Here is a 22,497-nt window from a genome sequence, read left to right on the forward strand (position 1 = left end):
GTACCGCGTCTGTCGTGCCGGCCGGTTCTACTCGGCCTTGATCGCCGCCAGCGGGTTCAGCCGCGCGGCGCTGCGGGCGGGCCACATCGCGGCCAGCACACCGACCAGCGCGGCCAGCGCCAGGAAGACCGCGATCCGGCCGAACGGGATCTGCATGGTGTACGTCTTCACCGAGTCGCTGATGCCGCTGCCCGCCGCCCAGCCCAGGAAGATCCCGAGGCCGATGCCGAGCACCGCGCCGAACAGGGAGATGACGACCGATTCCAGCCGCACCATCTGCTTGACCTTCGACCGGTCCAGGCCGATGGCCCGCAGCATGCCGATCTCGTGCCTGCGCTCGAACACCGACATGGCCAGCGTGTTGATGACACCGAGCACCGCGATCAGGACGGCCATCGCCAGCAGCCCGTACAGCATGTTGAGGATCAGGTTGATGGCACCACCGACCTCGTCGCTGATGGACTGCTTGTCCTGGATCTTGATGGCGGGGTTCTCTCCGAGCGCCTTGACGATGGAGTCCTCGGCCCGGTCGGAGGGGCCGTCCTTCATCTTGAGCAGGACCTGCTCGTCGGCGGTCTTCTCCAGGTGCGGGTCGACCACGGCGGTCGGCGTGAACAGACCGTTGAGCATGTCGTTCTCGCGGTAGACACCCGCGACCTTCAGCCGGGCCGACTTGCCGTCGTCGAACTTGACCGTGGTGGTGTCACCCGCCGTCAGGCCTTCGCGGTCGGCGGTGTCGTGGTCCACGATCGTGGTGCCGGCGGTCAGGGCATCGAGCGAACCGCTGGTGAAGTCGAGGTTCAGCAGCCGGCCGATGTGCTTCTCGTCGACGCCGGCGATCCTCGTGAACGTACCGTCGACCTCTCCGTAGGCGACGCGCAGCGGGCTGCTCGCCTCGACGTCGGGGAGGGCGGCCAGCTTCTTGTTCACCTCGGGGGAGAGCGGCTGGTAGTTGGCCATGGAGACGGTGTAGTCGGACTTCAGGGAGTCCGCCGCCATCTTGTTGATGGCGCTCTGCATCGAGGTCGCGATCACCGTCATGGCCGTGATCAGGGTGAGCCCGATCATCAGCGCGGCGGCGGTGGAGGCCGTACGGCGCGGATTGCGCAGCGAGTTCTGGCGGGCCAGCTTCCCGGTGACGCCGAACGGCTTCAGGAGGGGCGTGGCGGCGGCGATCACGGGACGCGACAGCAGCGGCGTGAGCACGATGACGCCGATGAGGATCAGCCCGGCGCCCAGCGCCATGAACGGCATGCCGTCGGTGCCGCCGGTGGAGACGCCCATGAACAGGGCGCCGATCCCGAGTGCGGCGATGACCGAGCCGATGGTGTTGCGTACGACCAGACCGCGCACGGTGGGCGTGGCGTGCACGCTGTTCATCGCGGCGACCGGCGGGATCTTCGCGGCCCGGCGGCCGGGCAGCCAGGCGGCGAGCATGGTCACGACCACACCGATGACCAGCGCGACGAGGATCGTCGTCGGGGCGACGACCAGCGGACCGTCCGGCAGCGAGGCGCCGATCGAGTTGATCAGCGACCGCAGGCCGACCGCCACACCGATGCCCACGGCGAAGCCGGTCACCGCGGCGATCAGGCCGACGAGGAACGCCTCGGTCAGTACGGAACGGGTCACCTGGCGGCGCGAGGCACCGATGGCCCGCATCAGCGCCAGTTCCTTGGTGCGCTGGGCCACCAGCATCGTGAAGGTGTTGGCGATGATGAAGATGCCGACGAAGAGCGAGATGGCCGCGAAGTACAGCAGCGTCTGGCTCAGCGCGCTGGTCTGCTCGGCGATCATCCGGTCCTGCTCGTCGGCGAGGGTGTCACCGGTGACGGCGGTGGTGTTCTCCGGCAGGACCTTCTTCGCCGCGCTCTTGAGGTCCGCCTGGGACGTGCCGGCGGCCGCCTTGATGTCGATCTCGTCGTACTCGGTCTTGCCGAGCATCTTGCGCGCGCTGTGGTTGTCGAACAGCACCAGGCTGCCGCCGGCGACCACATTGCCGTTGGAGGTGTCGAAGATGCCGCTGACCGTCTGGCGCGACACGGGGCCGTCGGTGGACAGCCGGGCGGTGTCGCCGACCTTGTAGCCGGTGCGCTCGGCGGTGCGGCTGTCGAGCGCTATCTCGCCGGACTTCCGGGGCGCCGTTCCGTCGGTGAAGGTGTAGCGGGAGTCCTTGCCGTCGGCCCCCGGGAAGTGGTTGGCGCCGATGGTGCCCCAGTTCTGGCCGACGAGCTTGCCGTTCTTGTCGGCGAGCGCGGTGAAACCGGACATGTCGCCGATGACGGACGAGGCTCCGGGGAGCTCCCGCATCTTCTTCAGCAGGGCGTCGGTCAGCCGGGGCTGCTGCTTGGCGTTCTGGCCGTCCCCGCCGGAGGAGTCGGCGGAGTGGTCGGGCTGGACGGCGACCGACACATGGTCGAAGCTCTTCGCCGACTTGTTCTTGTAGGCGTTGCCGATGGTGTCGGAGAAGACGAGGGTGCCGGAGACGAAGGCCACGCCGAGCATGACGGCGAGCACCGTCATCAACAGCCGGGCCTTGTGCGCGAGCACATTGCGCAGGGCGGTACGGAACATGATTCTGTCAGTCCTGGGGTGGGGGCGGCCGGAGAGGTGAGGGCGGTCTGACCAGCGGATCAGCTGGTGCGGCCCTTGGAGTCGAACTCCTTCATCCGGTCGAGGACGCCGTCCGCGGTCGGGCTGAGCATCTCGTCGACGATCCGGCCGTCGGCCAGGAAGATCACACGGTCCGCGTACGACGCCGCTGCCGGGTCGTGCGTCACCATGACGACGGTCTGGCCCAGCTCGCGGACCGAGTTGCGCAGGAATCCGAGGACCTCGGCGCCGGAGCGCGAGTCGAGGTTTCCGGTCGGCTCGTCACCGAAGACGATGTCCGGCCGGCTCGCGAGGGCGCGCGCCACGGCCACTCGCTGCTGCTGGCCGCCGGAGAGCTCGGTGGGCCGGTGGCTGAGGCGGTCGGACAGACCGACCATGTCGATGACCGTCTTCAGCCAGTCCTTGTCGGGCTTGCGGCCGGCGATGTCCATCGGCAGCGTGATGTTCTCGGCGGCGGTCAGCGTCGGCAGCAGGTTGAACGCCTGGAAGATGAAGCCGATCTTGTCCCGGCGCAGCTGGGTGAGCTGCTTGTCCTTGAGGGTGCCCAGCTCGGTCTCGCCGATCCGTACGGAGCCGGAGCTGAAGGAGTCGAGCCCCGCGACGCAGTGCATCAGCGTCGACTTGCCGGAGCCGGAGGGGCCCATGATCGCGGTGAACTCGCCCTGCCGGAAATCGACCGTGACGCGGTCCAGGGCGACGACCTGGGTCTCGCCCTGCCCGTAGACCTTGGAAAGCTCCGTGGCGCGTGCGGCCACCGCGGTGGCGCGGTGGGCGGTGGCGGTGGGGGTGGTGGTCACGAGAGGGCACTCCTGTCGGGGACGTTTGAAGGGACCCCTTCATCGTCCCGTCCGGCCGGCGCCCGCGGATCAGCCCTCGTGCCCGTTCGTGTGGCCCTCTTGAGTCGCATCGCCGGGCACGCCCGTCCTCCTTTGGTATGACGTCGTCCCCGACGTGCTGCCAGGGGCCGTCCCGGACCCCGGCGAGGGCGCGCGCAGTCGAGTTTGCGCCTTTCCCGCAGGCGGCCCCTTGCGCCCGTCCACCGCGCCCGGCATGTGCCTACAGCGCATTACGCGTGCTGACACACCCTCAGGCATCAATAAAATAAGACAACATCGCCCGGGTGTTCCGCTGTTCGGGGGAAGCGTCCGGATAGGCTCTGACCCGCGAATTGCGGAGCCGCGCACCTTGCCCGGATGGTGGAATGCAGACACGGCGAGCTTAAACCTCGCTGCCCCTCGGGGCGTGCCGGTTCAAGTCCGGCTCCGGGCACCAGCCTTCGTACGGGCCCTTCTCGGGTACCGGAGCCGGTGACGATCGTCCGGAAGGACTGGTCTAGGACCAGCCGTTGTCGAGCAGCGTCGCGGGGCCGGTGGCGGACCAGCCGTTGTCAAGCAGGACCGCCGGGCCGGGGTTCGACCAGCCGTTGTCGGCAACGACCCGGTCAGGGGTGGACTCGACGGCGGAGTGACCGATAATGAGCGCCAGTGCCGCGGCGAAACCAGAGACGATCAGGGCGATTCGAGCAGAGAACGACTGCATGTGGAGTGTCCTTTGTGAGAATCCTGATGGGGTCAGACAGGGCGTCGCTGTGCGTCGTTGTGCCGCTGTTTCAGGTCTGGCCGTAGGTTCCGGCTGCCTTTGACGCCGTCAGCTTGCCGTGATTGACGGCAGCTCGGCAGAGCATCTGACCCGCTGTATTCACGCCTGTCGCAAACACGAAGGGTGGAAGGCGATGGAGTACTTGGAGGAGGGGGCCGCGGCCGCGGAGCTGACCCCCGACGGCCTGAGGCTCTACGAGTACGCGTCCGGGGTCGCCTCGTTCACGCCGTCGGAGGCCCGCTGCACGCTGGGCATGGACGAGACGGAACTTTTCTCGGCCGTGCAGCGGCTGGAGGGCATGCGGCTGCTGCGGCGGGACGCCGAACACCCGGACCGGCTGACCGTGGTCTCGCCGCAGTTCGCGGCCGGCCAGCTGCTGTGGCCGATGGAGCACGAGATACGCCAGCAGTCGGAGAGCGTCGAGCGCATACGGACGGCCCTGGCCGCGTTGGGCCCCTGCTACCAGAACGGCCGGCAGCGCCAGCAGTCCAGGGAAGTGGAACTGCTGACCGATCTCGCCGACGTACGGCGGCTGATCGACCAGCTGACGGACAGCTGCCGGACCGAGGCGCTCCACGTGCAGCCGGGCGGCGCCAGGGACCCGGAGGCGCTGCTCAAGGCGCGTGGCAGCATGGGCCGGCTGCTGGACCGCGGGGTCAGCAGCCGTTCGATCTACCAGCACCCGGCCCGCTACAGCCAGCACACGGTGGAGTTCGCCGAGTGGATGATGGAGCGCGGGGCCGAAGTGCGGACCCTTGCGGACGGCCCCGACCGGATGCTGATCTACGACCGCAAGGCGGCCGTGGTCAGCGTGCAGGGCGACTCCGCCCACGCTGTCGTCGTGTACGAGCCCAACCTCGTGGCGTTCATGGTGTCCTCCTTCGAGACCGCCTGGCGGGCGGCCGAACCCTTCCCGGTGGGCTTCGACCGCGAGTGGGCCAAACAGGTCTCCGACGATCTGCGCCAGTCGATCGTCCGGCTGCTCACCGAGGGGCTGGACGACAAGGTCATCTCCCGCCGCCTGGGCATGTCGGTGCGGACCGTGCAGCGCCACGTCGCCGAGATCATGCGGTCGCTCGACGCGAAGAGCCGTTTCCAGACGGGCTATCTGATCGGTCTGGACAAGGGGGGCGCCCCGCCCGTGGAGGCGGGCGCGGTCACCTAGGGCGGCTCACCACGGCGCGGCGGCCGCGCTCCGGGGCCGGCCGACGCCCCGGCGGCTGTGTCCGAGGGTCAGTGCGCGGACCACGCTCGGGGTGATCTGTCCTTCGAGCAGCGGCTCCAGGACCGTGCCGAGCGCCGTCGCGACGTGCAGGTTCTCGTCGTCCTCGGCGTGTGCCCGGGCGCGGGCGACGGCCAGTTCCAGCCAGTCCAGGCCGCCCGGCGGGGCGCCGGGCAGGGTCATCACGTACTCGTACTCGCTCTCGTAGGGGCCGCTGTGCGGCGCCCGGATCCACCACGGCGGGGGAAACACCGCCCCGGCCGCCCCGGGCTGCCCCAGCGGCGGCACCGGCGGGATGACCAGGCAAGGGGCCCGGCCGGTGAGCCGGGCCACGGCGCCCAGCGCCGCGTCGGCCGGGTCGGCGTCCCCGGGCAGGTGCTCGCTGGGCAGTTCGAGACCGCCGCCGGGCAGGACGCCGAGCAGCCAGGGCTGCCGGGCGTCCGGGCCGGGCGTACGGACGTACACGAAACAGCGCAGGCCCAGCACAGGGGCGGCGGCGTGGACGGGGGTCACCGGGTCGGCAGCCGGTCGGAGAGGCCGAGCACCAGAAGGGCCAGGTTGACCCCAGGCCGGCCGAGTTCCTCGCTGTAGCGGTCGATGACCACGTTCTCCTCGGCGAGCGAGGTCCGGGAGCTGCCGGAGCTCACGCGGGCGTGGGTCTGCTGCCGGGCGGCGGCCGCGCGGCGGCCGACGAGCTGGATGATCTGCTGATCGAGGGTGGCGATGTCGTCGGACATGGTGGGCTCCAGTTCCGTTTCGTGGTCGGCGCGTGGGGTCGGTGGGGTCGGTGGGGTCCGTGAGGTCGGTGGGGTCAGCCGGCGGGTACGAGATCCGGGTCCGCGGGGGCGGAGGCGGCGCCGCGCGTCTTGCGGCGCACGGTGGTGAGGGCGACGAGGCCGCAGAGCGCGGCGAGTGGCAGCCACACCCAGGCGGCGTGGTCGAGGGAGATCAGCGCGACGCCGATCGAGGGGCCGAAGAACATGCCGACGCCCATCATCGAGTTGCACAGGGCGCTGGCGCGGGTGAGTTCGCGGTCGGGAACTTTGGAGATCAGCCAGGGATGGAAGGAGCAGGAGTACGCGCACTCGCCGAGGGCGAAGAGGACGGCGTACGCGAGGAGTCCGGTGAGCCGCACCGGCCCCGGGCCGAAGGCGGTGAGGCCGGCCACCACGAGGCCGGCGGCCCACAGGGCGACCGCGAGGCGCAGCCCGTGTTCCTCGGGGCGCTTCTCCAGCAGCTTGGTGACCGGCCGCTGGACGGACACGATGACCACGACGTTGAGGGTGAGCATCACGGAGATCCAGCCGATGCCCGTGTCCATGAGGTGGTCGGCGACCAGAGGGGCGGTCGCCTCGAACTGGCTGTAGCCGATCAGGTAGGCGCCGAACTGGAAGAGCGCGGCGCCGAGCGCGACCTTGATGAGCATGCCGGTGCCGAGGGCGGAGACGGCCGCTCCGGTGGACTTGCCGGAGGCCTGCGCGTCCGTGGTCCCGGCGGACGCGGTGGTCTCCGCGGAGGCGGCGGTCCCGGCGGTCTCCGTTGTCTCCGTCGGCTCCGCGATCTCGGGGACCTTGCGGGCCAGCCCGAGGGCGAGAGCCACGGGCAGGTACCCGATCGCGTTCGCAACGAGCAGCCAGGTGATGGCCTCCCGGGAGAAGACGGTGAGGAGGAGGCCGGCCAGCAGTGAGCCGGCCGCCAGGGTGGCGTTGAGGATCTGGTAGCGGCGGGCGAAGACCTGACGGCGCTCCTCGGGCGGCACAAGGGAGTTGACGATCGGGATGATCGCGGCCATGAAGCAGCCCTGCCCGGCACCGCCCAGGACCGCCGCGGCCGCGGCGGTGGCCAGGTTGTCGCCCCGGGTCAGGAGGAGGAAGCAGCTGAGCCAGAGCAGCAGGCCGGCGATGCCGAGAGCGTGCCGGGGGAGCCGTACGGCCGCCGAGGCGAGCAGCAGCGAGACGGCCAGGTTGGCCAGACCGGAGACGCCGTAGTAGACGGCGACTCCGGCGGTGCCGATGTCCGGCTGGGCGGCCAGGTGGATGCCGATGAAGGGGAAGACCATGCCGTAGCAGAACGACGACAGGCCGTGCAGGACCAGGATGCGGTTGACCGACCTGCGGCGCAGCGCGGCCAGGCCGTCGGGCGTCCGGAGCATGGGCGTACGAACCTTCCGTGGGATCAGCGGGATCAGCGGCAGCGGTCAGCGGGACACGAGGGCGAGCACCCGCGCCGGGCTGCCGGAACCGCCGACGATGGGCAGCGGCGCGGCGATCAGGACGGCGCCCTGTGCGGGGAGCCGGTGCAGGTTGCGGAGCTGGGTGATGCCGTACTTGTCCGCGCCGTGGAAGTACCAGTGGCAGGGGTACGGCTGGTCCTGGAATTCCCCGGCCTGCCCGGCGTCGGTGCCGACCGTCTCCACGCCGACGCCGATGATCTCGGTCTCCTCGGCCAGCCACTGGGCGCAGGCGGGGGAGATGCCGGGCGTGTGCCGGTCGTTGAGGAAGGTCTCCTGAGAGACCTGCCGGGACTCCCAGCCGGTGCGGTAGAGCAGCCAGCCGCCGGCGGCGAGCGGACCGTGCCGCTCCTGCCAGCGCTCGACGTGATGGCGCTCCAGGAGGAAGTCGGGGTCGGCGGCCGCCTCCGCGGAGAAGTCGAGTACGGAGGCGGGGCCGACCAGGCGCTGCGGCGGGACCTGGGAGACGTCGTCGAGGTCTTTGCCGGTGAGCCAGTGGATGGGGGCGTCGAAGTGGGTGCCGGTGTGCTCGGAGAGGCGGATGTTGTTCCAGTAGACGGTGGGTCCCGCCTCGTCGTAGTGGCTGATGACCTCGCGTTCGAAGGCCCACGGCTGACCGCGCTCCGGCGGGAGCTGGATCAGGGGGGTCTCCTCGGACAGCGGCGAGGTGAGGTCGACGACCTCCACGGAGCCGTCGAGCAGGCCGGTCAGCAGGGGGGCGGTCGGGCTGGAGGGCTGGGTGTCCATGTCGGCGGGCATGTCACTTCCCCCCGGTGGTGCGGGCGATGGTGGACCAGTGCCGGTACTCGGGGTGCCGGCCCCTGACCACCGCGTCGTACAGGTCCTGGAGCTTGCGGACCATCACGCCCGGGCTCCCGTCGCCGACCGGTATGCGGTCGAGGCTGGTGACGGGGGCGATCTCGGCGAGGGTGCCGGCGACGAAGATCTCATCGGCGGTGTAGAGCTCGGTGCGGTCGATCTCCCGGCGCTCCATGGGGATGCCGAGTTCCCGCCGGGCGAGCTCGCCGATGGTGGCGACGGTGATGCCTTCGAGGACGCCGCTGGTCCCGGGCGGCGTGACGAGCTTGCCGTCGTGCAGCATCGCCACGCAGGAGCCGGGGGCCTCGGAGACGCTGCCTCGTTGGTTGAGCAGGAGCGTGGTGTCGTAGCCGTTGCGGATGGCCTCGTGGTGGGCGAGACGGCTGTTGTGGTAGTTGGCGCCCGCCTTGATGCGCGGCGGCATGGAGTCGTCGCTGATGCGGCGCCAGGAGGAGACGGTGGCGGCCAGGCCGTCTTCGAAGCCCCGGCCGCGCGGGGCGCGGGTGGAGGTGATGTGGACGCCGGCGTCCTCGGTGTGGCTGAGCGGGTCCGCGTTCGGACCCATGTTGAAGTACGAGACGACGCAGATGTGTACGTCCTCGTCGAAGCGGTTGGCCTCCAGGACGTCGAGTACGCCCTGCTTCAGCTGCTCGTCGGAGAAGTCGATCTCCATGCGCAGGCTCTTCATCGAGCGGCGCAGCCGGGCCAGGTGCTCGTCGATCCGGAAGACCGCGAGGCCGTCACCGTCGGGGCGGCGGTAGGCGCGCAGCCCCTCGAAGACGTTGGCGCCCCAGAAGGCTCCCTGGGAGCGGGCGTGGACGGTGCACTGGTCCCAGTCGACGACGGTGCCGTTGAGCCAGGCGTGGGTGGGCAGTTCGGGTGTGGTCACTTCGTGCTCCTGCGCGGGGTAGGGGGGTCAGACGGCGGCGGGCACGCGCGGCGCGGCGGCCGGGGCGGCGGCGGGAGCGGTGGCCGCGGCGCAGCGGGCGAGGGTGGCGCCGAACGTCTCGGGGCGGCCGGCGTCGGCCAGTGCGCCGATGTGTCCGTCGGGGCGGACGACCAGGCAGGTGCCCTCGTCGGCCCGGTACGCCTCGCGCAGCACGCTGTCGCGGTCGCGCAGCACGGTGACGCCGTCGGGCAGGTCCGCGGCGGGACCGGCGGCCGGTACGGCCAGTTCGCCCTCGCGCAGGACCACGATCAGGTTCGCGGTCAGACCGCGGGTGTCGGCGAGCGCCCGCTCGGCGAAGGCGCGCGCGGTGTCCCGGTCCGGGGCGAAGTACAGCCCGGTGAAGCCGGCGCCGTACAGCTCGCGGACGCGGGTGGCGCCGGGGGCGTCGATCCGTGCGTCGGGGGCGAAGGCGCCCATCAGCGGGTGGCGGCCGACGGGTTCGACGACGGGTGAGTCGACGTAGGTGTGGGGCTCGGCCATCCTGCCGCTGTTGACCTTGTCGCGGGCGCCCTGGAACGGCCGGGAGAGGGACAGCAGCACCTTGCGGGCGAGCCGGCGCACCAGGTTCGGCGGCACCATGAACTTGATGGTGGCCTCGGTGACGGCGAGGTTCTCCTTGGCGGCGGCGTAACGCTCGTCGTGGTAGGTGTCGAGGAGCGAGTCCTCAGCCTTGCCCTGCATGACCAGGGCCAGCTTCCAGGCGAGGTTGTCGGCGTCCTGGATGCCGCTGTTCATGCCCCGGGAGCCGTACGGCGGCAGGGAGTGGGCGGAGTCGCCGGCGAAGAAGATCCGGCCGATGCGGAACGCGTCGACCACGCGCTGGTGGAAGCGGTAGGTGGACAGCCAGTCGATCTCGTAGTCGACGTCGCCGATGACGGCGCGGACGCGGGCGTCGAAGCGGCCGTCGGCGCGCTCGGCCTCGATGTCGGTCTCGGGGGCGAGCTGCCAGTCGATGCGCCAGATGTCGTTGGGCTGCGGGTGCATGACGAGCTGGCGGCCCGGGTTGAAGGGCGGGTCGTAGTGGAAGTGGCGCTCCTTGGCGAGCGGCAGCCTGACCTTCAGATCGGTGATCAGGAAGCGGTCCTGGTGGCTGTAGCCGGTCCACTCGACGCCGGTGAGCTTGCGCATCGGGCTGCGGACACCGTCGCAGGCGACCACGTACTGGCAGCGGTAGTCGCGCGGGCCGTCCGGGGTGTCGGCGAGGACGGTGACCGTGTCGCCGTCCTGCTCGACGCCGGTGATCTCGTGGGCCCAGCGGACCTCGGTGAGCGGCTCGGCCTCGACCTTCTCCAGCAGGAGCTGCTCGATGCGGTACTGGGAGATGTTCACGAACGGGCCGTAGCCGATCCGGCGCGGGTACTCGGCGGCGCGGATCTCCTTGCCGCGCACATAGGTGCGGGCCGTGGTCCAGGTGACGCCCTCGGCGCCGATGGTCTCGGCGCAGCCGAACTTGTCGAGTACTTCGAGCACATCACCCTGGATGAGGCAGGCCTTGGAGCCCTGTCTGCGCAGCTCGGGGTCGCGCTCGAAGAGGACGCTCGGGATGCCGAAGGAGGCGAGGCGGGCGGCCAGGGCCATGCCGACGGGACCGGCACCGACGATGCCTACCGGGATCAGGTCGCTGTTCATGCTGCCTTTCCTCTCTCTGTACGGGGTGCGGTGTCGGTGGGGGTGTCGGTGGGAGCGTCGGTGTCCGTGGCGTCGGCGTCGGGCGTTTCGGTGACGCTGCGGAAGACAGGGATCTTCCGTACCGAGCTGAGGTACGGGGTGCCTTCGGTCGCGCCGGTGCCGGAGCGGGTGCCGAGCATCCGGACGGCGATCCGGTAGTGCGTCTGGCGCCAGCGGCGCAGGGCGCCGGCGAAGCCGAGCATGGAGGCGGTCAGCAGCTCGCGGTCGGCGGCGCTGAAGCGGGTGTCCGCGAGGGCCGCGCCGCACGCGTCGTCGAGGGTGGGCTGACCGGCCAGGATCCGCCCGCGCACCTCCGGGGTGGAGCGGTAGGCGGAGGAGTCCAGCCGGTCCTGGTCGGGGACCCGGCACAGGGACTCGACCAGCTTGTAGTTGCGTGACTGGATGGCGCTGGCGCCGTCGGTGAACTCGCGGAAGGTGCGGAACGATTCGACCTGCATGGTGGCCAGCAGCGAGAACAGCGGGGCCGACTCGGCGAGCACGGTCTCGGCGACCGCGAGGTGTCCGGTCGCGTCCGTGGTCCGGGCGCCGTCCAGGTCGCCGATGGCCGTACGGATGCTCAGGGCCAGCAGCGCGAAGGTGGTCTCGAAGGTCTGCAGCACCCGGATGAACATGTGCTCGTCGTGCGATATGTAGACCGGCAGCAGGCTGAGCTTCAGTACCTGGCGCTCGTGCGGGTCCAGCAGCTCGCCGTCGACGAACTCCCACAGCTGGGCGGCCTGCTGGGCCGGCTCGGCGGCGGTGAGCCGCTCGCCGTACCCGAGCCTGACCAGCGCGGGCTTCGCCACCCGGACGGCGAGCCGGCAGCGCTTCTCCACCAGCCGGGCGTCGGGCCGCATCTCCGGGAGCCACGCGGTGCGCCCCTCGGCGGCCGCCAGCTCGAACCGCAGCAGGTCGGCCAGGAGCTGCACCGTCAGCCGGTCCCGGGTGACCCGGGCGGCCGCGGTGGCGGCCGGTCCGTCGTCGGCGGTCGGCAGGCCGAGCACGCTGAGCGAGGTGTACGTGGGGTAGTCGTACCGGCCGTCCCACTTGTCGAGTGCCGTGTCCAGGAACCGGTCGAGCAGCAGCCGGGGGGCCGTGCCGGCGGGAGTGGGCGCCACGGGGGCGAGCCGCTCCCTGGCCAGGGCCAGGGACTTCAGGATCTCGTCCGGGACGAAGTGCTTGCCGACGCGGTGGAACTCGTGGATCACCGCGGGGTACGGAAACCGGCTGGGAATGGGATCGGCCAGCCAGTCGGTCAGCTCTTTCACGCTGCGGGTCTCACCTTCGGGAGCGGGACGGGGGCGGGGCCGGTCAGCGCGCGGAACTCGCGCATGGCCTGGCAGAGGGCCTCCACGTCGTCCGTGGAGTTGTAGTAGTGGAAGGACAGGCGGACGACGGGACCGCGTGGGCTGACGGCGATGCCCTGGCCCGCGAGCCAGCCGGTGAGGGCGCGCGGGTCGGCGTCGTACAGGCCGAGGTGGGCGCCCTGCAGTTCCGGTCTCTCGGCCTTGCGGACCCGTTCGCCCTGGGCGACGAGGGTGCGCGCGGTGCGGTCGATCAGGGCGCCGATGTGCCGCCGTACGTCGGCCGGGTCGACGTCCCGGAACAGGTCGAGCGCGGCATTGGCGGCGTACACGGCGGGCACCGCGGGGGTGCCGGTCTCGAAGCGCCGGGCGATGGCCGGGAAGTCGAGCCGCAACGGGTCGAACGCCATCGGTTCCACCCGCCCGAACCAGCCGGTGAGCTGCGGGTCCTGATCACTGGTCAGGCCGGAGCGGGCGTAGAGGAAGGCCAGGCCGGGGAGTCCGGCGAGGTACTTCATCGTCCCCGCCACGAGGTAGTCGCAGCCGATGTCGGCGACGTCCACCGGCATCACCCCGACGGCCTGGTAGGCGTCGACGAAGGTCAGCGCCCCGGCGGCCCGGCCGGCCTCGACGATCTCCGCGACCGGCGGCCGCTCGGCGAACTGGTAGGTGGACATCGGGACCGACACCAGCGCGGTGCCGTCGCCCAGGGCCGCCGTGTAGTCGGAGGGCCGGATGCGGCCGGTGTGCTGGTCGCCCGTGAAGATCACCCGGGCGCCGCGCGGCCGCTGGGCGAGCCAGACGTGCGCGACCGAAGGGAACTCCTCGACGGTGGTGACGATGTCGACCCGGGTCTCCAGGGAGAGCGTGGAGACCACTTGGTAGGCGCCGACGGAGGCGTTGGGCAGGATCGCGATCTGGTCCGGGCCGGCGCCGATGAGGGCCGCGAAGCGCTGCCGGGCCTCCTCGATCTCCTGCTCGAACCGGGCCCACGGGGCACCGTGGGCCGTGATGGCCTCCTGCATCCGCTCCAGCGCCTCGTCGACGGCGTCGGACCGGGCACCGAGGCTGCAGCTGGCCAGGTGGACCGTCCGCTCCAGCATCGGGAAGCCGCGGCGGAAGGCCGCGGCCGTGACGGGCGCGACGGCGGGGGCCATGGGGGCCGGGGCGGGCGCGGTGGCCGCGCTGCCGCGGCTCATGCCGTACTCGTCCCGACGGGGGGCGCGTTCCCGCCTCCCGTCACCGGGCAGACCGGCGGCGCGGCCTCCTCGGCGTACTCGGGAGCCGGTTCTGCGTCGCCCATGGGGCCGGACAGGGTCAGCTCGGTCCGCAGTTCCCACAGGTGCGGGAAGAACTTGTGGCCGATCAGCTTGGCCAGGAAGTCGACCGGCGCGCCCTTCGTGCCGACCACGGAGTGGCCGATGATCCGGGTGGCCATCTTGTAGTGCTGGGTGCGCCACAGCGAGATCCGCTCGTCCCAGTCGATCATCGCCTCGGCCAGCCGGTACTCGGGGGTGTCCTGACCGCTGTTGTAGACCTCCACGAGGTCGGTGCCGCGCGCCTCGATCAGCCGGCGGAAGGACTTGTCGAGGTCCTGGCTGACCACCCGGGCCGCCTTCCAGCCCGGCGACTCGAAACCCGAGCCGTGGCCGAGGATGGGGCGGATGATCTGGAAGTCCGCGGGGGCGAGATGCCGCATCATCTCCAGCTGGTCGGCCGTCATGCGTACGCCGAGAGAGGCGCGTCCCAGCAGCCGGGCCGCGGTGTCCATCTGCCCCGCGTCGAGCTGCCGGCCCGCCTCGGCGACCTCGTAGCAGGCGAGCTTCAGCCACAGCTCGGTCGACTGGTGCACGACCTGGAAGAGCATCTCGTCCCGGTGGATCATGTCCTCCGGGCGGCGCTGGAGCGAGAGCAGCGCGTCGGTGCGCATGTAGCGCGTGTAGTCGTTGTCCCCTTCTCCGTCGAGTACGGGAACTGAGTAGTCGTTGGACACGGTGCTCCTGTCAGGCGTTCGTGGTGGACAGCGCGAGCGGCTCGGCGCACACCCGGAAGTCCGTGGCGGTGGCGGTGATGGCGGCCTCGGTGGCGGCGCCGTCGGAGGCCCGGAACCGGAAGCGGCCGCCGACGTGCTCGTAGTAGGCGTCCGCGTCGGGCAGTACCTCGCCCGGGTGCAGCACGACCTCGGCGTACGGGCCTTCGGCGCGGCCGGTCATGGAGGTGGATTCGGTGATCCGGCAGGGCCGGTCGGCCGGAGCGGGCACGAGCATCCAGCCGGCCACCTCGCCGGCGGCGTACGGCGCGGCGGCCTTCCGCGGCACCGGCGGCAGCGGGCGGTCCAGCTGGAGCTGCCAGGCGGCGTGCATCAGGTCGTAGCCGTGCACCTCGCGCCAGAGGAAGGGGATCTCGGCGCCGCCGACGCGGGCGCCGCACTCCAGGAAGCGGCAGACCGTACGGCCGTTCTCGTCCCGGTCGAGGAAGAGCTCCAGGTGGAAGACGGTGGCGCGGCCCGGGGACAGCGCGCCGAGGTAGGCGGTGGCGGCCCGGTCGATCGCCTCGTTGACCTCCGGGTCGTCGATCTCGACGGAGCCGAGGAAGGTGCCGCCGCGAAAGCCCAGGCAGGTGTTGAGGTACCGGGAGGCACGCCAGGCCAGCAGCCGCTGCCCGTCGAAGACGCCGTCCACATGGGAAATGGCGGCCTCCACGAAGGCCTGTACCAACATCGGTTCGCTGTCCAGGTCCAGGCCGGTGACCTGTTCGGGGCCGTCCACCCGGACCACACCGGCGCTGGAGCTGCCCGTGCGCGGTTTGACGATGACCGGCCAGTCTGCGGCCGCGCCGAAGGCGAGTACCGCCGCGGTGTCGGTGGCGGCGGCGAAGGCCGGCACGTCGAGGCCGGCGTCCGCGACGGCCCTGCACATCACGTACTTGTCGCGGAAGACGATCTGCGACGGCTGGCGGGGGCCGGGTACGTCCCACTCCTCGCGGAGCGCGGCGCCGACCAGCAGGTCGTCCTCCTTGAGGGCGACGATCGCGGCGGGCGCGCCGTGCCGGGCGGCGAGCGCGCGGACCTCGGCGCGGACCCGCTCCAGGTCGTCGGTGGCGGGTACCAGTACGACCTCGTGGGCCTCGGCCGGTACGGAACCGGTGCCGACCTCGGTGGTCACATAACTGACCCGGTTCTCGATGTGGTCGACGTAGCTGGTGAATTCCGCGTATCGCTCGCGCCAGCGGTTGATCACGACAATGTGCGGACGGTCGGTCATATGCGGGACTCCTCGAATTCGGCTTCCGGGTAGGTGAATACGCAGGTGCCGCGGGTTCCGGGATTGGCGTACGTGATCACGGCGCCGTCCTGCGGTTGCAGGGCGCGGCAGAATGCGCCACCGAATCCCTGGGGCGTGACGAAAATCCCCCAGTTCGCGACCCATTCCCCGGTGCGCCCGGTCTCCGGGTCGACGACCGGTTCCAGGGCCGGTACGACCAACTCCTGTGCCACGTAGTCCCGTACGGCGGTCACCGCCAGGGCTTCCTCCCACTCGGCGTCGCTGACATCGCGGCCGATGACGACGCCGTCGGCGCTGTAGCCGATGCCCGGCTTGAGGACGAGCGAGGCGCGGTGCGCCCGGGCGTGGGCGAGAGCGTCCTCGGAGCCTTCGGTGCCGAGCACCCAGGTGCGCGGCAGCACCCGGTCGACCAGCTCCCGCTCTGCGTCGGCCAGTGCGGCGCGGACGGCCGGCCGGTACAGCAGGCCGAGCGCGGCCTTGCTGGTGAACAGGGCCCCTTCGAGCGGGGTGAACAGGGCGGTACGGCCGGCTGCGTGGGCGCGGTTGACCCGCGTCAGGGCGGCACGGGCGACCGGGTGGCCGGCGATCTGGCCGGCGGCGAAGTACCGCAGGACGACATCCACGGGGCGGCCGTGCAGGGCGAGTTTGCCGCTCGCGCCCTCGGCCAGCTCCTGGACCTCGCCGAGCAGCAGCTCGATGCCGTGCCCCCGCATGTCCTCCTGGATGGAGAGGAAGACACCGTCGTGGTCGCCGAGCGCGTCCGGGCCCTCGATCAGGGCCACCACCGGGCTCACCGGGTCGGCGCCCTCGACACCGGCGGCCGCCGCACGCAGCTCGGCCACGAGGTGGTCCATGGTGTCGGTGTGGCGCAGGCTGTTGGCCTCGGCGAACGCGCGGAAGGCGGGGACGTCGAGGAAGGCGCGGTTGAGCTGGGCGATGTCAACGCCGCCGAGCTCGCTGCCGACGTTGAGCTCCAGCAGCCGGAAGCCGTTGCCGTCGTGGAAGGCGTCGGCGCGGGCGTACAGCAGGGGGTCGCCGGTCGCGCCCTCGCTCATCACCTCGACCAGCTCCTCGGGCAGCCCGATGGCCGCGCCGTAGCGGTTCAGGTCGCCGTCGAAGCAGCGACGCGGCAGCGAGACGAGAATCCGGAAGACCGCCGCGAGGTCGTCGGCGAAGGCGCCGATCTCCCGCTCGGAGACGAAGATCGGGCGGGGCAGCAGGACGTGTCCGTAGGACTTCTCGTACTCCGCCGGGACAGCGGCCCGCGAGGTCAGGGTGCGCAGCCCGCTGTCCGGTTGCGCTGCTTCCGTGAGATAGCGGACGGTGGCTGAATTCTCCATGGGCGGTCTCCATTTCTTCCGGATCGGGGCGTGCCGGATCGCGGCGGCGCCGGAATGCCGGGGAAATCCGGGAACTTGAGGAAGGCGAAGAATCGAGATGCGAGATGCGAGATGCGAAGAAGCGAGGAGAGCCGGAGAGGTCTCGTAGGCAAAAGAGCTCGCACGCTCAAGAAGGTGTGGAATTCAGGCGGTGGAGCGATCCGCGGTGACGTGATTTCACTGTGGCACCGCCGTCGGCCGTCGGCGCCGCCGCCCGGGCTGCGCGTTTACGGCTGTCGTGAATACGCCAGGGGGGTCCCGGCGGTCAGAACGGGACGGAACCGGGCGAACGGCGGGGACGGAGGACGGCGCCGGTTGCGCTCCGCACGGGCTGCTGCTTATCTACTGCTCGTTCCAGGAGGCCCGTGACCCTCCGGACGATCCGCGGTGACACCGGACCGTCCGCAAGGGAGAACACGCCATGCCCCGCCTTCAGTTCATCATCGCCAGCACCCGCCCCGGCCGCGTCGGCCCCTCCGTCGCCGCCTGGGCCACGGGGGAAGCCCGCCGCCACGGCGGCTTCGACATCGAGACCGTCGACCTCGCCGAGATCGGCCTGCCCTTCTTCGACGAGCCGGAGCACCCCTCCGAAGCCGCGTACGTCCACCAGCACACCAAGGACTGGAGCGCCACGGTCTCCCGCGCCGACGCCTACGTCTTCGTGATGCCGATGTACAACGGCACGTTCACCGCCCCCCTGAAGAACGCCGTCGACTTCCTTCACCAGGAGTGGCAGGACAAGCCGGTCGCCCTCCTCAGCTACACCGCCGGCCCCTCCGGCGGCGTACCCGCCGTCGAGGCGCTCCGCCCGATCCTCGCCCGCATCGGCTTCCGCCCCGCCGAGCGCAGCATCTCCGTCCCCGGCATCGCGGAGCTGACCGGCCCCGACGGGTTCCGGGCCCCGGCCGGTCTCGACGGCGAACTGACCTGCGTGCTGGACGAACTGGCCAAGCTGCTCGCCGACACCGGCGCCGGCCCCGCCCAGGTCTGAGAGGAAGCAGCCATGACCGCACCGTCCCTGCAGTCCGTGCCTGTCCACGCCGAGCGCCTGGTCGTCGTCGGCAGCGGCGGCCGCCCGTACCGTGAGTACTCCTTCCAGTCCCTGCACGCGCACTACAGGCTCTCCGCGGTGCTCTCCGCCGAGCCCACCTGGCAGCGCGAGTACCTCGACTCGTACGTCGTCACCGACGTGTCCGACCCGGTCGCCATCGCCGACGCCGTTCTCTTCCTCGCCGGCCCCGTCGGCTCCTCGGTCGCCGTACTCACCTGGGACGAGACCGCCGTCGAGGCCACCGCCGAGGCCGCCGCCAAGCTCGGGCTGCCGCAACTGTCCGCCGAGGCGGCCCGCCACTGCCGCGACAAGTACGCGACCCGCTCGTTGATGTCCGAGGCCGGCCTCGCCGCCGTCCGCCACCGGCTCGTCACGACCGCGGACCAAGCCGTCGCCGCCGCGGACGAGTTCGGCTACCCCGTGGTCCTCAAGCCCCGGGCCCTCGCCGGCAGCATCGGGGTGACCCGTGCCGACGACGAGAGTCAGGTGCGGCAGGCCTTCGCGCTCGCCGACGGCGCCGCCTTCGCCACGCTCCCCACCGGCCACGGCATCCTCGTCGAGGAGTACCTCGACGGCCCCGAGATCAGCATCGACAGCGCCGTCCACGACGGCGAGGTCCACATCGTCCACATCGCCCGCAAGCGGCTCGGTTTCGCGCCGTACTTCGAGGAGATCGGCCACCTCGTCACCGCCACGTACGACGAACCGCGGGCGGACGAGGTCCGCGCGCTGGTGACCGCCGCCCACCAGGTACTCGGCGTCACCACGGGCGTGACCCACGCCGAGGTCCGCCTCACCTCCCGCGGCCCGCGTCTCATCGAGCTCAATGCCCGGCTCGGCGGCGACCTCATCCCCTTCATCAGCTCCTTCGCCACCGGCATCGACCTGGTCAGGGCCGCCGCCGAGCTGTCCTTCGGCCGGCTCCCCGACCTCACCCCGACCCGTGCGCGCACCGCCGAGGTCCGGTTCGTCTACTCCGACACCGACGGCCAGGCCCGCGCGCTCGACCTCGCCGATGCCGCGGCCGTACCCGGCATCGCGCACACCGCTGTCCTCGCCGAGCCCGGCGACCGGCTGCTGCTGCCGCCCCGTCAAGCCATCCCGAGGCTCGCCGCGCTGGTCGCCGTAGGACCGGACGAGGGCGCCTGCGGGCAGGCTTTGGACCGGGCCGCAGCCGTCGTGGACCGTACGACGGACCCGCTCCCGAGAGCGGAGGCCGGCGCGTGACCGCTCCCGTCGCCGTTTCCGCCCCTGCCGTCGCGGGTGTCGTTCCCGGCCCCGGCGCGGCACAGGTGCTGGCCGCCGCGCACGCCTACGTTCCGCTCTACATCGAGCTGCTCGCCGACACCCTCTCCCCGGTCACCGCGTTCGCCCGGCTGTGCGGCCCCGGCCTGGAAGGCCCCGGTCTGCTGCTGGAGAGCGTCATCGGGACCGACAACAGCATCGCGGTCGGCCGCTACTCGTACATCGCACACCGGACCCGCCCCGTCCCGCTCGGCGACGGCGACCCGCTCGTCGCGCTCCGGCCACTCGCCGACCGGGACGTCGCACGCGTCCCCGGGCTGCCGCCCTTCCACGGCGGCGCCGTCGGCTACCTCGGTTACGAGAGCGCCCGCCACTTCGAGAGCCTCCCCACGGCCGCCGGACCCGGCCCCGGCATGCCCGAATCGGTGTTCCTCCAGTCCGACGACCTGGTCGTGTTCGACCACGCCACCCGCCGGCTGCTGATCACCACGCTCCACGACACCGCCGCCGAGACGTACGAGGACGCCGTCGGCCGGCTCGCCGCCACCCGCGACCGGCTGTTCACCGACCAGCCGCACCCGCACCACGGTCCGGGCGGTCCCGGGGCGAGACCGCTCGCGCCCACTCGTACCGCCGAACAGCAGGACCGTTCGGCCTGGCGCACCCACACCAGCGAGGAACGCTTCCTCGACATGGTCGAAACCGCGCGCGAGTACATCCGGGCCGGCGACATCTTCCAGGTCGTGCTCTCCCAGCGGTTCAGCAAGCCGCTCGCCGCCGAACCCCTCGACGTCTACCGCCACCTGCGCGCCGTCAACCCGTCGCCGTACATGTTCCACCTCGCCCTGGGCGGCGGCCGGCACGTCATCGGTGCCTCCCCGGAACTGCTGGTGAAGGTCGAGGACGGCAGGGCGCAGACCCGCCCGCTCGCGGGCACCCGCTGGCGCGGCACCGACGCCGCGACCGACGCCGCCCTGGAGGCCGAACTCCTCGCCGACGAGAAGGAACGCGCCGAGCACGTCATGCTCGTGGACCTCGGCCGCAACGACATCGGCCGGATCGCCGCGCCCGGCACCGTACGCGTGGACCGGCTGATGGAGGTCGAGCGCTACTCGCACGTCATGCACCTGTCGTCGACCGTCAGCGGAGACCTCGCCGACGGCCTTACCCCGCTGGACGCGCTGCGCTCCACCTTCCCGGCCGGCACCGTCTCCGGCGCCCCCAAGATCCGTGCCATGGAGATCATCGCCGAGCTGGAGGACGAGCGGCGCGGCGTCTACGGCGGTGCGCTCGGCTTCATCGGCACCGGCGGCAGCCTGGACACGGCGATCGCCCTGCGCACCCTGGTCATCGCCGACGGGAACGCCTGGGTCCAGGCCGGGGCCGGGGTGGTCGCCGATTCCGACCCGGCCGCCGAGTACCGCGAGACCCTCAACAAGGCGCAGGCCCTCTTCGCCGCCGTGGAACGGGCGGAGGCCTCCGCATGAGCCGCCCGGCCCGTGTCCCGGCCCGTGTCCGGGTCGCCGTCGTCGACAACTACGACTCCTTCACGTACAACCTCGTCCAGTACCTCGCGCAGGCCGGTGCCGAACCCGTCGTCCACCGCAACGACAGCGTCACCACCGGCGAACTCGCCGCCCACGACGCCGTCCTGATCTCGCCCGGCCCCGGCACCCCGGGCCAGGCCGGCGTCAGCCTCGCCGCCGTCCGCGACCTCAGCGGCCGCCTGCCCCTGCTCGGCGTCTGCCTCGGTCACCAGTCCATCGCCGAGGCATTCGGCGCCGAAGTGGTCCGGGTCGGCCCGGTGCACGGCAAGACGGAGCGCGTACGGCACGACGGCACCGGCGTTCTGGCCGGCCTGCCCGACCCGTTCACCGCGACCCGCTACCACTCGCTCGCCGTCGACCGCGTGAGCATGCCCGACCAGCTCCTCGCCAACGCCTGGGCCGAGGACGGCACGGTCATGGGGCTGCGCCATCGCACCCACCCGACGTACGGGGTGCAGTTCCACCCCGAGTCCGTCCTCACCGAGCAGGGCATGCGCATCGTGGTCAATTTCGTCCAGTCCGTCGAACAGCTCCACTCACACCCACTCGAGGGGGTCCGGTGAAAACCGCACTGCGCACCCTGGCCGAAGGCCGCCGGCTGACCCGTGATCAGGCCGGCCGGGCCATGGCCGCCGTACTCGGCGGGGAAGCCACCCCCGGCCAGATAGCCGGCTTCGCCATGGCGCTGTCCGCCCGGAGTGCCGACATCGAGGAGATCGTCGGACTGGTCGCCACCGCCCGCGCCTTCGGAGCCCGTCTGACCGGCGACGGCCGGGTCCTGGACACCTGCGGCACCGGCGGCGACGGTCACGACACCTTCAACATCTCCACCACCGCGGCCGTCGTCGCCGCGGCCTGCGGGGTCCCGGTCGCGAAACACGGCAACCGCAGCGCCTCCTCCGCCTGCGGCAGCGCCGACGTCCTCGAAGCGCTGGGCGTACGCATCGACCTGGGCCCGGCGGAGGCCGCGGCCTGCCTGGCGGAGGTCGGCATCACCTTCCTGTTCGCGCCGGTCTTCCAGCCCGCCTTCCGGTACGCGGCCGGGCCCCGCCGGGAGCTGGGCGTACGGACCGTCTTCAACGTCCTGGGACCGCTCTGCAACCCGGCCGGCGCCCGCTACCAGACCCTCGGGGTGTCCGACCCGGCCCTGCTCGAAGTGATGGCCGAGGTCCTGCACCGGCTCGGCACCGAGCGCGCCCTGGTGTTCTGCGCCGACGACGGCCTGGACGAGCTGAGCACCTGCTCGCCTTCGCGCGTGGTCGAACTGACCGACGGCAGGACGACCTCCTACCGGCTCGACCCCGCCGAACTGGGCCTCGCCCGCGCCACCCTGGCGGACCTGCGGGGCGGCGGCGCCGCTGAGAACGCGGAGACGGTACGCCGCATTCTGGCGGGCGAACCAGGCCCGCGCCGGGACATCGTGCTGCTCAACACGGCCGCCGCACTGCGCGCGGCCGGACAGTGCGAGGACTGGCACGCGGGCATCGCCCGGGCCGCCGGGGCCATCGACAGCGGCTCCGCGGCCGGTGTCCTGGACAGCTGGGTGGCGGCGGGCGCCCGGCCGGCCGCCCGGGCAGCCGCATGACA

General features: G+C 71.6%; 20 protein-coding genes and 1 tRNA gene. 7 read left to right on the forward strand and 14 right to left on the reverse strand.

Annotated features, from left to right (window positions below):
- Positions 1-27 precede the first annotated feature (27 nt).
- Positions 28-2,574, reverse strand: a complete 2,547-nt coding sequence (locus ACWIHY_RS15430) for an ABC transporter permease (protein WP_454376154.1) — start codon at positions 2,572-2,574, stop codon at positions 28-30.
- 59 nt (positions 2,575-2,633) lie between these two features.
- Complete coding sequence (locus ACWIHY_RS15435) at positions 2,634-3,410, reverse strand: ABC transporter ATP-binding protein (RefSeq protein WP_454376155.1); 777 nt, start codon at positions 3,408-3,410, stop codon at positions 2,634-2,636.
- 390 nt (positions 3,411-3,800) lie between these two features.
- Here ACWIHY_RS15435 and ACWIHY_RS15440 point away from each other — a divergent pair.
- Positions 3,801-3,885, forward strand: a tRNA-Leu gene (locus ACWIHY_RS15440).
- 60 nt (positions 3,886-3,945) lie between these two features.
- Here the strand turns inward: ACWIHY_RS15440 and ACWIHY_RS15445 are convergent.
- A complete protein-coding gene (locus ACWIHY_RS15445) occupies positions 3,946-4,152 on the reverse strand; it encodes a hypothetical protein (RefSeq protein ID WP_454376156.1) in 207 nt (68 codons plus the stop codon).
- Between the two features lie 193 nt (positions 4,153-4,345).
- Here ACWIHY_RS15445 and ACWIHY_RS15450 point away from each other — a divergent pair, with 193 nt between their 5' ends.
- Entirely contained in the window at positions 4,346-5,377 is a 1,032-nt protein-coding gene (locus tag ACWIHY_RS15450; RefSeq protein WP_454376157.1) for a LuxR C-terminal-related transcriptional regulator, read from the forward strand.
- A 6-nt stretch (positions 5,378-5,383) separates the two neighbouring features.
- Here the strand turns inward: ACWIHY_RS15450 and ACWIHY_RS15455 are convergent, their stop codons facing one another.
- The 11 genes from ACWIHY_RS15455 to ACWIHY_RS15505 form a co-directional block, all read right to left on the reverse strand.
- Positions 5,384-5,947: a hypothetical protein gene (locus tag ACWIHY_RS15455; protein WP_454376158.1), complete on the reverse strand. Its 564-nt coding sequence runs from the start codon at positions 5,945-5,947 to the stop codon at positions 5,384-5,386.
- On the reverse strand, positions 5,944-6,171 hold the full coding sequence (locus tag ACWIHY_RS15460; protein ID WP_454376159.1) for a chorismate mutase: 228 nt from the start codon (positions 6,169-6,171) through the stop codon (positions 5,944-5,946). The genes ACWIHY_RS15455 and ACWIHY_RS15460 overlap by 4 nt, the downstream gene beginning before the upstream one ends.
- A gap of 74 nt (positions 6,172-6,245) precedes the next feature.
- The gene (locus ACWIHY_RS15465) at positions 6,246-7,586 is read right to left on the reverse strand and encodes an MFS transporter (RefSeq protein WP_454376160.1); all 1,341 of its coding nucleotides are present in this window, start codon (positions 7,584-7,586) and stop codon (positions 6,246-6,248) included.
- A 45-nt stretch (positions 7,587-7,631) separates the two neighbouring features.
- On the reverse strand, positions 7,632-8,411 hold the full coding sequence (locus ACWIHY_RS15470) for a cyclase family protein (RefSeq protein ID WP_454376301.1): 780 nt from the start codon (positions 8,409-8,411) through the stop codon (positions 7,632-7,634).
- Between the two features lie 13 nt (positions 8,412-8,424).
- Complete coding sequence (ilvE, locus tag ACWIHY_RS15475) at positions 8,425-9,372, reverse strand: branched-chain-amino-acid transaminase (protein WP_454376161.1); 948 nt, start codon at positions 9,370-9,372, stop codon at positions 8,425-8,427.
- A gap of 27 nt (positions 9,373-9,399) precedes the next feature.
- Entirely contained in the window at positions 9,400-11,061 is a 1,662-nt protein-coding gene (locus ACWIHY_RS15480) for an FAD-dependent monooxygenase (protein ID WP_454376162.1), read from the reverse strand.
- Positions 11,058-12,368, reverse strand: coding sequence for a tryptophan 2,3-dioxygenase (locus ACWIHY_RS15485; RefSeq protein ID WP_454376163.1), 1,311 nt, complete (start codon positions 12,366-12,368; stop codon positions 11,058-11,060). Before ACWIHY_RS15485 ends, ACWIHY_RS15480 begins: the two co-directional genes overlap by 4 nt.
- Complete coding sequence (locus tag ACWIHY_RS15490; protein WP_454376164.1) at positions 12,365-13,603, reverse strand: aminotransferase class V-fold PLP-dependent enzyme; 1,239 nt, start codon at positions 13,601-13,603, stop codon at positions 12,365-12,367. The genes ACWIHY_RS15485 and ACWIHY_RS15490 overlap by 4 nt, the downstream gene beginning before the upstream one ends.
- On the reverse strand, positions 13,600-14,397 hold the full coding sequence (locus ACWIHY_RS15495) for a tryptophan 2,3-dioxygenase family protein (RefSeq protein WP_454376165.1): 798 nt from the start codon (positions 14,395-14,397) through the stop codon (positions 13,600-13,602). Before ACWIHY_RS15495 ends, ACWIHY_RS15490 begins: the two co-directional genes overlap by 4 nt.
- 10 nt (positions 14,398-14,407) lie before the next feature.
- Entirely contained in the window at positions 14,408-15,667 is a 1,260-nt protein-coding gene (locus ACWIHY_RS15500; RefSeq protein WP_454376166.1) for an ATP-grasp domain-containing protein, read from the reverse strand.
- A complete protein-coding gene (locus ACWIHY_RS15505; RefSeq protein ID WP_454376167.1) occupies positions 15,664-17,028 on the reverse strand; it encodes a hypothetical protein in 1,365 nt (454 codons plus the stop codon). The genes ACWIHY_RS15500 and ACWIHY_RS15505 overlap by 4 nt, the downstream gene beginning before the upstream one ends.
- Positions 17,029-17,488: 460 nt before the next feature.
- On the opposite strand from ACWIHY_RS15505, the gene ACWIHY_RS15510 reads away from it, so the two are divergent.
- The 5 genes from ACWIHY_RS15510 to trpD are packed head-to-tail and all read left to right on the forward strand — an operon-like array spanning position 17,489 to position 22,495.
- The gene (locus ACWIHY_RS15510; RefSeq protein WP_454376168.1) at positions 17,489-18,058 is read left to right on the forward strand and encodes an NADPH-dependent FMN reductase; all 570 of its coding nucleotides are present in this window, start codon (positions 17,489-17,491) and stop codon (positions 18,056-18,058) included.
- A 12-nt stretch (positions 18,059-18,070) separates the two neighbouring features.
- Positions 18,071-19,345, forward strand: coding sequence for an ATP-grasp domain-containing protein (locus ACWIHY_RS15515; protein ID WP_454376169.1), 1,275 nt, complete (start codon positions 18,071-18,073; stop codon positions 19,343-19,345).
- Positions 19,342-20,850 carry an anthranilate synthase component I family protein gene (locus tag ACWIHY_RS15520; RefSeq protein ID WP_454376170.1) on the forward strand — a complete coding sequence of 503 codons (1,509 nt, stop codon included), beginning with the start codon at positions 19,342-19,344 and terminating at the stop codon, positions 20,848-20,850. The genes ACWIHY_RS15515 and ACWIHY_RS15520 overlap by 4 nt, the downstream gene beginning before the upstream one ends.
- A complete protein-coding gene (locus ACWIHY_RS15525; protein WP_454376171.1) occupies positions 20,847-21,473 on the forward strand; it encodes an anthranilate synthase component II in 627 nt (208 codons plus the stop codon). The genes ACWIHY_RS15520 and ACWIHY_RS15525 overlap by 4 nt, the downstream gene beginning before the upstream one ends.
- A complete protein-coding gene (gene trpD / locus ACWIHY_RS15530) occupies positions 21,470-22,495 on the forward strand; it encodes an anthranilate phosphoribosyltransferase (protein WP_454376172.1) in 1,026 nt (341 codons plus the stop codon). Before ACWIHY_RS15525 ends, trpD begins: the two co-directional genes overlap by 4 nt.
- The last annotated feature ends 2 nt before the right edge of the window (positions 22,496-22,497 follow it).

Source organism: Streptomyces sp. NPDC055287 (assembly GCF_053646035.1).